Source organism: Methylosarcina fibrata AML-C10 (genome assembly GCF_000372865.1).
Lineage (GTDB): Bacteria > Pseudomonadota > Gammaproteobacteria > Methylococcales > Methylomonadaceae > Methylosarcina > Methylosarcina fibrata.
On record NZ_KB889965.1, the window covers coordinates 1067137 to 1081349 of the forward strand.

Below are 14213 nucleotides of genomic sequence, written 5' to 3' on the forward strand. Positions count from 1 at the left end.
ATCTTGTTTAAATACTGTTATGATCGTGCTCAAGCGATACATTTGGATTTTGTCAAGAGAGGGTGATTCGTCCTCTTTTTTCCCGCACCTTACTACCTACAATAATTATGGTGTCAGTGAATCTTAAATCCTTAATGAACAAGTTGAATGCCACTTGCCGCAACTCTCTCGAAGCGGCTGTCGGTTTAACGTTGTCGCTCACCCACTACCATACCGAAATCGAGCATTGGTTGTTGAAAATACTGGAAACGCCCAATTCCGATCTCGAAAAAATATTTCACCATTACCGCATCGAATCCGCCCGCGTACAGCGGGATCTCACAAAAACCCTGGACAGCCTGAAACGAGGCAACGCCCGTTCTCCGGTACTGGCCCAGCCACTGGTGACCCTGGCAAGAGACGCCTGGCTGCTGGCTTCCGTGGAATTCGGCGCGCCGCACATTCGCTCGGGGCATTTGCTCTGCGCCCTGCTCGACGACGAGTCGATCGCAGGACAATTGAGCGAAACGTCAAAAGAATTCGCCAAATTGTCGCCTGAAGCTTTGCGTAGGGAATTCATTGCAATCACCCAACACAGCGCCGAGGAAGAATCTTCGATGCCCGCCGTCGGCCGGGGTGCTTCGGAATCCGGTAAGCTCCCGGGCTCTTCCCAAATGCCGGCGCTGAATCAATATACGATCGATCTGACGGCTCGTGCGCTGGCCGGAGAAATCGATCCGGTGTTGGGCCGCGATGCCGAAATTCGCCAGATGATCGATATTCTGATGCGCCGCCGACAAAACAACCCGATTCTTACCGGTGAAGCCGGAGTCGGCAAAACGGCTCTGGCCGAAGGTCTGGCCTTGCGCATCGCCGCCGGAGACGTTCCGCCCGCGTTGCAGAAAGTGGCCGTCCGCACGCTGGATTTAGCCTTGTTGCAGGCTGGCGCCGGCATCCGAGGAGAATTCGAAAACCGCCTGAAATCGGTCATCTCGGAAATCAAGGCCTCTCCGCAGCCGATCATTTTGTTCATCGACGAGGCGCACACGCTGGTCGGCGCGGGCGGCGCCTCGGGTCAGAGCGATGCCGCCAACATCCTCAAACCGGCTTTAGCCCGTGGGGAACTGCGCACCATCGCAGCGACGACTTGGGCCGAATACAAAAAATACTTCGAAGGCGATGCCGCTTTGGCGCGGCGGTTTCAAGTCATCAAGGTGGAAGAACCTTCCGAACCGGTTGCCGTGGCCATGCTGCAAGGCTCCCTCCAGGTACTGGAAACTCATCACGGCGTCCGCATTCTGGATGAAGCGATCGGAGAAGCGGTCCGTCTGTCGCATCGGTACATTTCGGGAAGACAACTTCCCGACAAAGCGGTCAGCCTGCTGGATACCGCCTGCGCCCGCGTCGGATTGAGCGACTCGGCCACGCCGGGGGTTATCGAGAATTGCCGCAGGCAAATCGAACAACTGAGCACGTCGATCAGGATTCTGCAGCGTGAAATGGCGGCAGGCGGCGAGCATGACGAGCGCCTGGCCGGCCTGATGCAGGACAAGGAACGCTGGGAAACCCGGCAGGCCGAGCTGGAGCAGCGCTGGCGACAAGAAGCGGAATTGGTTGCCGTCATCCGTTCGTTAAGGTCCCGACTGGAAACGTCGACGGCAACAATCGAAAGCTCAGGTCTCGACGAGAACAAGCTCCAGTCCCTTCGGAACGAATTGCAGGATCGAACGAAGGCGCTCAAGACCCTGCAAGGAGAAACGCCCTTGATGCAGGTTTGCGTGGACGGCCAGGCAGTCGCCGAGGTGGTTTCCGAATGGACCGGCATACCGGTAGGCCGCATGGTCAAGGACGAAATCCAGGCCGTACTGAATCTGAAGCAGCGGCTCGAAGAGCGGATCATCGGCCAGTCGCATGCACTGGAGGCGATTGCCCAGCAAATCAGCACCGCCCGCGCCAATCTCGCCGATCCCCGCCGCCCCATCGGCGTCTTTTTGCTGGTCGGCTCCAGCGGCGTCGGCAAGACGGAAACGGCGCTCGCCCTGACCGATCTGCTGTACGGCAGCGAGCAAAACATCACCGTCATCAACATGTCGGAATTCAAGGAAGAACACAAGGTCTCCCTGCTGATGGGCTCGCCGCCCGGCTATGTCGGCTATCGCGAAGGCGGCGTTCTGACCGAGGCTGTTAGGCGGCGCCCTTACAGCATCGTGCTGCTGGACGAAATGGAAAAGGCCCATCCGGGCGTCCAGGACATTTTTTATCAAGTGTTCGACAAAGGCATGCTGCGCGACGGCGAAGGCCGGGACATCGATTTCAAGAACAACATCATCATCATGACTTCGAACGCGGGTACGGAAACCATCATGAAATATTACGCCGATCCGGAAACCATGCCGGATGCGGCCGGACTCGCCGAAGCCTTGCGGCCCGAATTGCTGAAAACGTTCAAGCCGGCTTTTCTGGGCCGGGTCACCCTGGTGCCCTACTTTCCGCTCAACGACGACGTTCTGCAAACGATTGTGCGCTTGCAGCTTGGCCGCATCGGCCGACGTATCCAGGATCATTACCGGGCGCAATTCGACTATTCGCCCGATTTGCTCGCCGGCATTGCCGGGCGTTGCAAGGAAGTCGATACCGGCGCCCGCAACATCGACCACATTTTAAACCGGACGTTACTGCCGGAACTGGCAGCGCAATTGCTTTCCCATATGTCCGAGGGGAAAAAGGTGGGTTCCGTTAAAGTGGCACTGGATGAAAATCAGGGTTTCCGCTATGAAATTTTGTAGATCGGGAACCAGTGCCGATTCGTTGCAAAAACCGGACAACACAAGGCCGGGTTAAAAAACAGGACGCGCGTTAAGCGTACATATCATTAACAACTAACTGATCAAGTAAGGAGTTAACCATGATTGCGATGAAAATAGACGGTGTCGATGGCAATTGCAAAGTAACAGGCCATGACAAATGGATTCAATGTTCCGAATTTACCTGGGGCGCCGAACGGCCTATCGCTACCGAAACCGGCAAAACCTCGGACCGTACGGGTACTGTCGTGCAATGCAAGGACGTCACGATAAAAAAGGAAATGGATTCCAGTTCGGCCAAATTATTCGAATTGGTCTGCGGCACTCAAGGCAAAAAGATTGAAATACATTTTATTTCGGGATCGGGTAAGGAAGCCAAAACTTATTCGGAAATAACACTGGAAAATGCGCTCGTCAAAGATTATTCCGTTTTTGGCGGCATCAATGGCCAGGATGGCGCTTACGAGCAAATTACGTTGAATTTCGTGACAATCGAAATCAAATCCATCCCCAGAGGTCCGGATGAAGCGGGCTCCGGCCCTTATCCGGTCAAATTCAGCCGGGAAACGGGGGTCATCGGTTAAATATCGGTTAAATGATGAATCGGGCCGATTCGCAAAGTCGCTTTGGAACTTGCTGGACCGGGGTGATGGCACTCAGTTCATTCATCATGGAAATTTCAAAAATCGGCGCCCTCTGATCCAAGGTTATCGAATAACTAAAATGACTTGGTGAATCTCTCTTATGAACGCAGCATTTACCCAAAAAAATCGCAAGATTGCCATTGAAAATAATCCTTTAGGTAACGATGCTTTATTACTGACAGGATTTACGGGTATAGAAAAACTTTCCGGGCTTTTCAATTTTCAATTGGAAATGCTATCCGAAGAAAACGATATTGCAAGCAAGAATATCATCGGTAAAAAAATCACCTTCAGAATCAGCCAGAGCGAAGATAAAACCCGCTACTTCAACGGGTATGTCAGCCGTTTTGTAAGCAGCAGCATGACGGTCCAGGGCATGCGGCTCTATCGGGCCGAGATCGTGCCCTGGTTATGGTTTTTGACGTGCACCGCAGACTGTCGTATTTTTCAGAATCAAACGGTCCTTCAAATTATCGAGCAAGTGTTCTCGGAACATCCCGATATCAAAGACTACGAAATCAGCGAGGTCAAAGGCCTGCATCCGAAACGGGAATATTGTGTGCAATACCGGGAAACCGATTTTAATTTCGTATCCCGTTTGATGGAGGAAGAAGGGATTTTTTATTGGTTCCGACATGAAGAAAACCGACATGTTCTGGTCCTGGCGGATCACAGAGGAGCTTATAAGGATTTGCCGGACAAGGAAGTGGAATATGTTGGGGGCACTTCGGAAACCCTGGCGCAAGCACAGCTTCATTCATGGGAGCATCGCCATGAGTTCCGTCCCGGCAAATGGGTACAAACCGATTACAATTTCAAAACGCCGAGCACCAAACTACACACCTCGACCCAAACCATCGTTGATTTATCGGATATGAAAAAATACGAGATCTTCGATTATCCCGGCAGATACGGCGTTCGCGAAGACGGGGACCAATTGACTAAATTGCGCATGGAAGAAACCGAGGTCTCTTGTGATCAGGTGAATGCCGCAGGCACCTATTGCAGCTTTACGCCCGGCGGAAAATTCACTCTCAAGCGCCATGAATGTCCATCCGAAGAAGGCAAGTCTTATTTAGTGACTTCCGTTCAACACAGCGCGGAAGACCAGACCTATTTCGGAGGAGGAAACTCCAGCCAACGCTACAGTAATAATTTTACCTGTATTCCCGCGGAGGTGATCTTCCGTCCCTCGTGCGATACTCAAAAAACCTTCGTGCACGGACCTCAAACCGCCATGGTAGTCGGACCCGGCGGCGAGGAAATTCATACCGACGAATTCGGCCGCGTCAAGGTCCAGTTTCATTGGGATCGCTACGGGACAATGGATGAAAACAGTTCTTGTTTTATCCGGGTCTCGCATCCTTCGGCAGGCAAGGGCTGGGGTGCCGTTTCCATTCCACGGATCGGACAGGAAGTCATCGTCGATTTTATCGAAGGAGACCCTGATCAACCCATCATTACCGGTCGGGTTTACAATGCCGAATCCATGGCGCCTTACGCGGGCGGTGTCGTAAGCGGCATCAAGTCAAATACGCACAAAGGCAAAGGATACAACGAAATGTCGATGGACGATACGGCCGGTAAGGAAAAGATTACCATTCACGGCCAATACAACATGGGAACGACGGTTGGAAACGATCAGAGCAATAAAATTGGAAATAACCGTACGACAGAAGTTGCCGTCGACGACACCCAATCAGTTGGTAACAACAGAAAAGTTGATATCGGCAGTAATTTAAATGAGTCGATTACAAGTAATCTTACTTCGTTCGTGGGCAGTAACCAAAGTAAAACGATAGGTGGTAAACAATCCGAACTGATCGCTGCTTCCAGTACTATTTCAGTTGGAGGTAAGCGAATGGAAACCGTAGGAGGTGGCCATACGTTCAACAATCCCAAAATGGCCATGAATGTCGGCGGAAAATATAAGGTTAATGCAGGTGGAAGCATTACCGAAAGTTCTCCCAAAGTCAGTATGCAGGCAGGCAGCAAATTTTCTGCAACATCCGGCGGGCCAGTGAACGTCAAGGCTGGAAGTGTCATCAAGCAGCAATCGGGTGGCAATTTCAACGTCAAGTCGGGCGGAGCTATAAAAGAACAATCAAGCGGAGTATTTAACATAAAAGCAGGAGGCGCATTGAAACAGCAGGGAGCCAATATAAACCTGAAAGGGCCCACCAAGGTTGCCGGAAAAACCAAAATCACAAGTGAAACAAAGATTAAAGGCAATACCTTGGTCGTCTCCTGATACCCAAAAAATGTGCAATGCCGGAGAAACATTTCATAAAAAGCACGCGGGAAGAACTTCTGAAGAGAGTGAAGGAAAACGGCTCACTCTCAGGGATGGTTTTTTTCGGTCTTGATTTAAGAGGACTTGATTTAAGTGGTTCCGATTTAAGCGGGACAATTTGGGAAGAAGTAAATCTCAGCAATTGCAATCTATCGAAAACGACTTTAAAAAATGTAGTTTTTCGAAGTGCGGTAATGGATAACGTTAACTTCTCGGGCTCTACTCTCTCGGACTGCACATTTTTGGAAGTAAGCTGCCGTAAAGGGATTTTTCAAAAAACCGAGTTTGCCACTGGCCTTGTCTATGAAACGGATTTTTCGGGTATTCTGACTGAAGATTTTACAATTCAGGAGGTTATACTGCATGCGGTAAATTTTGAACAGGGAAGGTTTTCATCTTCCTTTTTTAATGCAGTCAACGCGGAATTCCTCAATCTCGATTCAACAGTCTTTCGCTCGGCGAAGCTATCTAATTGCCGTTTTGAGGATTGCTCTATTCAAAAAGCCCGCTTTTCTGAAAGCCGTATCGAACAATGTACTTTTATAGAATGTAATTTATCCGATATCCAAATCGAGCAATCAATACTATACAAAACCGCATTCCCTTTCTCCGATTTTACAGCCAGTCATTTTCTGCAATCTCAAATCGATGAAGTTTCCTTCGAGGGCGCAAATTTATCCGGAATCAAAATCTTGCCCGATGATTTGACGACTGCAAGTTTCGTGGAGGCTAATTTACGCGGACTCGATTTGTCGCAGCGAGATTTAAGCAGCCTCGATTTTACAGAGGCTGATCTTACCGATACAAAGTTGACCAAAGCGAATCTGGTAGAGGTCGATCTATCGAATGCCAGATTATGTGGTGCCGATCTCTCTCATGCAAATCTAAGTCGGGCTGATTTGACGGAGGCTGATCTTACCGAAGCCCTACTAGATTTTACTCAGTTTGAGGGAGCTAATTTGACAGGTTGCAGCATTACTGCTGCCAGCCTCCGCCAAATAAACTTCCGGCATGCGAATCTTGCGGAAATGAATTTGCCCGGAGTCGACCTCAGCGGTCAGGATTTGGATGACACCGATTTTTCCGGAGCAAAATTGATGGGAGCCAAATTTGCCGGAGCCAGGCTCATACATACTGATTTTTCGACTGCTGAACTGGAAAAAGCGGATTTCTCGGATGCTACCTTTATAGAAGCGGATCTGAGCGGTGCGAATCTTGCGTCATCGACATTCAGCAGAGCCGTTTTAAAAAATTGTTTTCTGGATGAAGCGAACGTTCAGGGTGCCGATTTTTCGGATGCTCAATTCATAGAATGCGCTATGGATGATGTCGATTTCAAGAAGACAAAATTGATGCGCACCACGCTCCAATCCTGCGGATTAATGCGGTCAAGCTTTTGCGGAGTGGACCTTTCCACCTGCAATCTCACAGACTCGGATTTATCAGAGGCCGATTTATCGAGAGCCAACATGAACGGTACAGTAGCAAATGGATGCAGTTTTACGAAAGCAATGCTCAATAGCACAAGCCTGGTTGGCATCATTGCATGGCATGCCCGTTTTAAGGAAGCGGTCATGGAAAAAGCGGATTTTTCTTATAGCCAATTACCCTCTACACATTTTGAATTTGCAAATGCTCGTGAAGTGAATTTTACAGGCTCCGATCTTCGAGAAGTAAACTTCTCCAGGACCGATGTTACGGCAGCAGATTTTACTCGTTGTGCCCTTCATTACGCTGATTATTCCTATGGAATCATCGAACAAACCGATTTTTCCGAAGCCGACCTTCTTTGGGCCAACGTACACGGTGTTTCAAGCCGGCCGGCTCGATGGACCAACGCGAATTTAAGCAATGTGCGGCGTACGGATAATGAAATGTATCTGGCCGAAATCTGGAAGCCGGGAGATCCTCCAAAATGGAGTTGATTAACGAAAGCTTATTTCCTGCGGCATGGATTGTAGGAAAACTCCAGCCTGCACAATGGTCCATGACTTGCCTTGTGAAAGGCACGTTTCAATTAAATCCCGATCAAGTAGCGACCCTTTCCGAAGAACAGCCGGATCTTACAGGTGACCGACATAATGAAAACGATATAAACAAACTGCTTCTTTATCCTTCTGATTTTGCTTATTACAAACCAAAAGTCGATGTGATACTGAAAGGAACCGGCTACGTACCGAATTCAGGTATCTCATCCGCATTGTCGGTATGCTTTCGAGTGGGTAATTACGAAAAGGTATTAATGGTGGTCGGCAATCGCACGATGGACGATCGCGGTCAAGTCTCTGAACCGCAACAATTCAAAAATGTGCCTTTAAGCTATCAATACGCCTACGGCGGAATTGGATATGCCGAGAATCCACTGGGGAAAGGGGTTCAACCAATCTCTCAAATCAATGGTTTAAATTTATATGACCTGCCTAATATCCTCTATCCCCAAAATTCAAAAGACTCTCTGACTCGTTCGGGACCCGCCGGCTACGGTCCTATTTCGCAGACCTGGCCTCAACGAGTTGCAAAGATGGGAACTTATGACGAGGTCTGGTTAAAACAATACTGGCCCTGGTTTCCTCCGGATTGCGATTGGGCCTGTTTTAATTCGGCGCCTGAAGATCAGCAATTGCCCGGTTATCTTAGAGGTGACGAAGGTCTTTATTTTGAAAACATGCACCCAAGTCATTCTAAATACCGGTCAAAATTACCGGGATGGCGAGTCCGCTGTTTTATTGAAGAGAGGGTAAGAGCAAGTATTCATTTTCGGGAAGTGCCAATGCATCTGGATACTCTTTTCGTCGACATGGATGAAGAACAAATGAATCTGATATGGCGCGGCGTAGCGCCGGTGCAAACCGAGAAATTAGAAGAAATTCTGTATTTGTTTGTCATGGTTGAACCGGCAGACGAACCGGATAAACCACTCGAGTATTACAATGATGCGCTAGTGGCTGCACTTATTAAACGCGAAGAAGAGGATGAAGAACTCGACGAAGAGGAAGAACTAGAAGATGAAGATACTGAAGAGGCTGAACTTGAAGAACCAGAAGAAGAGTTGGGGGCTGCACCTGAAGACCAAGCATTACCGCCAGCCCTTGTTGCAACAGCCAACCTAAACCCCATTCAGACTTCTTCTCAAACTTCAGAAGATACTCAACCGGCACAACCACCAGAGTCTGGCAAAAATAAAGGGCCGCAAGAAGAAACAGAAGACGAGTTGGGGGAAGAGCCCGAAGAACCTGAAGAAGAGGATGAAGACGAAGATCTCACCATCGATCAATTGAAGAAGCTTATCCGGCAAAAAGCCAGCCTGGAAGAGGCGGAATTAAGCAACTTGGACTTAAGCGAAGTTGATCTGAGCGGTATCAATCTACGCAATGCAATCTTTGATCAGGTTATTTTATACAAGGCCAATTTGTCCGATGCCGATTTGTCAGGCGCCATGCTGGCAGGCTTAAATCTTTCCGAAACCAATTGCCGGAATGCCAATTTTTCCGGAGCGGACTTATCCGAAGCGCGGCTTATCATGGCTGATTTAACGAATGCTATTGCGCAAGGCACAGACTTCATGAAGGCCGATATGCGTCATGCCAAACTGGCAATGATGGATGCCGAAGGCGCTGATTTTTCCGAAGCCGATCTCTCCGATGCGAATTTGACCGAAGCCAACCTTACCGGGGCTGATCTGACTGACTGCAAACTGCATCGCACCGATTTATCCCGCGCCAACCTGACTGAGGCGGCGCTGGAACGGGCTTGGGGACGAAATGCCCAGTTCGAGGATGCCACCGTCGATATCCTGAAAGCGGCCGGAGCGAATTTTTGTGAGGGCAATTTCAAACGAATTAAAGGCAAAGAAACCGTATGGGAGGAAGGTGAATATTATGGAGCGGATTTTTCCGGCGCGAATATACCGGGTGCAGAATTTTCAATGGCTTATTTGGGCTGGGCGAAGTTCAATGCCACCGACTTGACCGATGCAGTATTTGATGAAGCTTGTTTGGTGTCCGCAGAAATGGTGCGGACCAAGCTACTAAATGCTTCCATCCAGAAAGCCGACCTATCACAAGTAAACTTATTTGAATCCAACTTATACGAGGCTAATTTATGTTTCTCGAATTTGAGCCAAACCAATCTGGAGGGGGCGAATCTAAGGATGCTGAAACATACCATGGACCGATAAATAAAAACGAAGCCCCGGCGCCCTATCTTGGGCCGGCAACGGTTTGCAGTTTATTGCATCAGGACAAGGCAATCGACATCCGCCTGCCAGACGGGTTGTTTATGAAAGCCATCGTCGCGGTGGCGGGTTTCTACCGTCCGCAAATGGGCGATACTGTACTGGTTATCTGCCAGGAAAACACACGGGTGTATGTGATCGGCGTGTTAAGCGGGTCCGGCTTAAACACCTGGACTGTTCCGGGTGATTTGGTCATACATGCACCGGAAGGAAATATCCAAATAGAATGTGCAGGCGCGATGAAGCTTAAAAGTAAACAAAAGCTGGACATTATTTCCCCGCGCTTGGCCTTGCGGGCAACCCGGCTGGAACTGTCAGCAAGACGGATGGTGCAAAAACTGGATGATGCCTATTTGTGGGTTAAGGATTTATTCCAGCTTAAAAGCCGCAGTTGCCGTACCGTGACAGAGGAAAATTTTTTGGTAAAAGCAAAACGGGCACGGTTGAAGTCGGATGGGGATTTTAATATCAATGGTAAAAATATACATTTAGGATGATAAATTATGCCTTCTTCTTCGAGAAATAATGGTCAAGGTCAATGTATGACCACAGGCCCGATAGATTTCTGTAAAACCCCAACGCCGGGCGGACCACAACCCTTGCCCTATCCAAATATTGGCATGACAAGCGATGGGAGCGGTTCTTCAAAGGTTAAGGTTAAGGGCAAGGAAGTATTGCGTAAAAACGATGAATTGAGCAAATCCACAGGAGACGAACCTGGAAATGCGGGAGGCGGAGCGAAATCAAATCGCTTTAAAGGAATAGTCAAATTTAAACAGGGGTCGTCCAAAGTCAAGGTTCAAGGGAAATGCTGGGCTTACCATGGTGTGATGATGGAGCATAATAACGGTAATACTGTTGGGCTTCATAGCACTCCATGTGGGTAATGAAAAATGTAAATTACAAAAACTTAAATTAATTACCGTTAAAGATATTTATGGCTGGAGGAGATGTTACAGTTGCTGCTGGGAATGAAAATGGAAAAGGTGCTGACGACGCAAATAAAGCAGCTGCTGAACGCGATAAAGCTAAAAAAGAAAGACTTAAACAAAAAGCAAAAAATAACAAAGGTTGCCAGCAAAAAAAAGGAACCTCAAAGGCTAATCGACAAAAAGTAAATGAAAAAAAAGGAAATAATCTTCCAACGTGTGCAATATGTAATAAAACCGCGAGAGTGTCAGCAGGAGAACGTATAAGTGAATTGCAATCGCAACTTCCAGGCACAACTGGTAAGGCAAGAACAGAATTGAAAGACCGAATTAAAAGGTGGGAAAGGCGCAAATTGCGTAATAGATTGGAAGCTGACCATAAATACCCTTCATCGAAGATTAAAGAAGAACCAGGATTCAAAGAGTTAGAGGTTGCTAACCCTTCTGCAGCAAGAGCAATTATGCATGACCAAAGTAATATGCGTGGGCTTTGCCGTTCTTGTAATGGAAGCTTGGGTGCTCAGTCTAATTTTCAAGGTAACAAAATAAGGGAAAAAATTGCGCAAGCCCTTGAAGAAGCATATAAATGATCATTGATTATTAATAATTTGAAATCTTTTATTTTTACGGATTGAATGAATATATAAAGATAATAAAGAAATATATTTTTAACTTTTCATTATTTATAAATTAAATATTTTTTTAACAAAACAATATTTAATCAAGTAATAATTTTACTATTGTACATATGTTATAAAATATTTATAGGCATTAATTATGAACAAAAAAAAAATTAGAGATTATTTGATAGACTATCTCGAAAATGAAGAAGTTATTAAATTTGAATTAGCTCCGACAGACAAATATTCTAATGGTTTACCTGAGCTGTGGAAAGATATTATGACTTCGAAAAATCCAGTCGAAGAAACTTTTTCTAAGTTATGGTTGCCTTTTATTGATTTATTGCCGGAAACAATCAAGGGGTTAAGACATAAATTACGCGAAATAGGGTTGTTAGAAACAAAAGAATATCCTTTTTCGCTTATTTATGTGTATGAAGAAAATGGCGAACCGGTATTTTCACGCGGATATCCAGTTTGTTCTATCGATAGGGATGATGCGAAATTATTACCTTCAGATTTTCTTAAACTTTATAAAATTCACAACGGATGGACTGACTTAAATGGCTTCATGGGTTTTTTACCAGTTGAAGACTGGTTTGATTTAAATGATTATTACGATGGTGAATATTCGGATATTTTGCCGGGTATTCGCCTAAAAGATTTTTTGATTATATGCGAATCGGGCAGCAATGAATACCTGGGCTTTGACCTTTCCAAGAAACCACCCGTGGGACTATTTTGTGCAGTTGGTGATCCGGTAGAAGTTGTCCCAGATGTTGTGAGAGCACTCGACAAGTGGATGGCGATAGAATTCGATGATTTAAGTTAAATCCGCTTTTCAAGGGTAAGACTATGGCCTCTTGGGTTAGTATTCAATGAATAAATTCAAACTTGCATCGATTGAAAATGAAATTGTGAGAACTAATAAATTTATACGAGATTGTGAATTGGTCAGGAAAGAGGCTTTCATTTTTAAAGACAGTAAGTTTTATGCTACTTTGGCTTATGAAAAAGCACTTTTATGTCAAGCATGGTATTTACAGGGTACATCAAAAACGGAGGTTATTGCCTTGCTTAGGCAATCGGTATGTGATTTTATAATTGGACTCGAATTTGGTTATACAACAGAATCGGTTGAAATAAACAATTGGTTCTATCGTTCGTTGGTGGTAAATGATTTGTCTTTGGCGCATTTTTTGGCAGCCCTTCCTGCTGAAGTTTGGCCCTATGGTGAAATATTCCCACGTTTTCAGGCCTATTGGGGATTTGCTCAGTTTCGGAGGAAGTATGATGAAGCTTTAAAATGGATAGATTTTTTATTAGATTGGTGTTTTGAATCTGATTCTGACAAGGAACAATCGGAAATTGAAAAACAACTCAGTTTACTCGAACAAAATCAATATCATATCATGAATGCGATAACTATAAAAGACGAATATTTGCTAATCCAATATTTACATGAGCGTGCCCAGTTACGGACTATCATACCACCAGAAGGCACTCGTTATGAACGGTATCAACTTCTCGACTTTCTTACCCTTGGCTTATGCAGGATAGCATTATTAAATGGCTTGGATATCAAAATTAATGAGCCATCGCTACCATTAGAGTTGCTCTTTATTAATTCTAAAGCTTGAATTAATTAAATTTCATCGAATACGGAAATTGAATAAAATGTCTCTTATTTAAAATAAACATATTTTTTCCAAAGAATGAAATATTCAGAATTATGTTGAAAAATATTTATAACGACAATCATAAAATTATTATATTAGATCGAACTAATAAATACCATACTTTAGTAGTATTTTCTCGAATAGGAATTAACTCGCAATTGAATAATAATATAAATATTTCTTTATTTACTTTGTTTCCTTAGATGAATAATTTAGATATTTCTTCATCAGGATTTTTTTACTGATTAAGTGATTTTAATTATTTTTGAGAGGATTTCGGGCAAAGTCAACAGGCACTCATGAACAACATCACTTTCGCCCTCGGCACCCATACCGGTCTGGTTCGGGAGTTGAACGAGGACAGTTATCTTGCCGCGCCCGAGGTTGGCTTATGGGCGATAGCCGACGGCATGGGCGGACATGAAGCCGGAGAGGTAGCCAGCCGGATTGCCGTGCAGGAAATTTTGCATGGCGTTAAAAGCGGCATGTCCTTGAGCAAGGCGGTCGACTCGGCGCATTACGCGATCCAGCAAGCGGCGGCGCAAGGCGAAGGCGGCAGGAACATGGGCTCCACCATTGTCGCGGTACAGTTTCATGATTGCGATTACGAAATTGTCTGGGTGGGCGACAGCCGGGCTTATTTATGGAACGGCAATCTCACCCAGCTCACCAAGGATCATTCCTACGTGCAATCGCTGCTGGATGCGGGATTGATCGATAAGGATCAGATTCCGGGACATCCCTACCGAAACGTCATCTCCCAGGCTTTGGGCACCGGCGGCCCCGATGATGAAGACATCGAGCCCGAACTCGTGAGCGGCCGATTAGGCCCATCCGAGACCCTGCTGCTGTGTTCGGACGGGCTGACCGGCGCCGTCGCGGATCGGGAAATCGCCGCCATCCTGGCCGAAAGCGAAGACAATCAAATCAAAGTGAACCGTCTTATTCAGGCAGCTCTGACGGCCGGAGGCAGAGACAATATCACCGTCGTGGTCATCAGTCTTGATGCTCCAGCGGGTTAGCCAATCCAA

11 protein-coding genes are annotated in these 14213 nt (G+C 46.6%); all 11 read left to right on the forward strand.

Features of this window, described 5'->3' with window-relative positions; translation table 11 throughout:
* The first annotated feature begins 134 nt into the window (after positions 1–134).
* A complete protein-coding gene (tssH, locus tag A3OW_RS0105230; RefSeq protein WP_020562376.1) occupies positions 135–2765 on the forward strand; it encodes a type VI secretion system ATPase TssH in 2631 nt (876 codons plus the stop codon).
* Between the two features lie 119 nt (positions 2766–2884).
* Entirely contained in the window at positions 2885–3367 is a 483-nt protein-coding gene (locus A3OW_RS24120) for an Hcp family type VI secretion system effector (RefSeq protein ID WP_020562377.1), read from the forward strand.
* A gap of 160 nt (positions 3368–3527) precedes the next feature.
* Positions 3528–5678, forward strand: a complete 2151-nt coding sequence (locus A3OW_RS24125) for a type VI secretion system Vgr family protein (RefSeq protein WP_020562378.1) — start codon at positions 3528–3530, stop codon at positions 5676–5678.
* A 17-nt stretch (positions 5679–5695) separates the two neighbouring features.
* Positions 5696–7645 carry a pentapeptide repeat-containing protein gene (locus tag A3OW_RS26255; protein WP_020562379.1) on the forward strand — a complete coding sequence of 650 codons (1950 nt, stop codon included), beginning with the start codon at positions 5696–5698 and terminating at the stop codon, positions 7643–7645.
* On the forward strand, positions 7636–9897 hold the full coding sequence (locus A3OW_RS0105250; protein ID WP_020562380.1) for a DUF2169 family type VI secretion system accessory protein: 2262 nt from the start codon (positions 7636–7638) through the stop codon (positions 9895–9897). Before A3OW_RS26255 ends, A3OW_RS0105250 begins: the two co-directional genes overlap by 10 nt.
* Entirely contained in the window at positions 9822–10451 is a 630-nt protein-coding gene (locus A3OW_RS0105255; protein ID WP_083918147.1) for a DUF3540 domain-containing protein, read from the forward strand. The genes A3OW_RS0105250 and A3OW_RS0105255 overlap by 76 nt, the downstream gene beginning before the upstream one ends.
* Before the next feature lie 6 nt (positions 10452–10457).
* Positions 10458–10841: a DUF4150 domain-containing protein gene (locus A3OW_RS24135; RefSeq protein WP_083918148.1), complete on the forward strand. Its 384-nt coding sequence runs from the start codon at positions 10458–10460 to the stop codon at positions 10839–10841.
* Positions 10842–10891: 50 nt separating this feature from the next.
* Positions 10892–11473: a hypothetical protein gene (locus A3OW_RS27615; protein WP_157385794.1), complete on the forward strand. Its 582-nt coding sequence runs from the start codon at positions 10892–10894 to the stop codon at positions 11471–11473.
* A 187-nt stretch (positions 11474–11660) separates the two neighbouring features.
* Entirely contained in the window at positions 11661–12335 is a 675-nt protein-coding gene (locus tag A3OW_RS0105265) for an SMI1/KNR4 family protein (protein ID WP_020562383.1), read from the forward strand.
* Between the two features lie 46 nt (positions 12336–12381).
* On the forward strand, positions 12382–13143 hold the full coding sequence (locus A3OW_RS0105270; protein WP_020562384.1) for a hypothetical protein: 762 nt from the start codon (positions 12382–12384) through the stop codon (positions 13141–13143).
* A gap of 338 nt (positions 13144–13481) precedes the next feature.
* The gene (locus A3OW_RS0105275; protein ID WP_020562385.1) at positions 13482–14204 is read left to right on the forward strand and encodes a PP2C family protein-serine/threonine phosphatase; all 723 of its coding nucleotides are present in this window, start codon (positions 13482–13484) and stop codon (positions 14202–14204) included.
* Positions 14205–14213 lie beyond the last annotated feature (9 nt).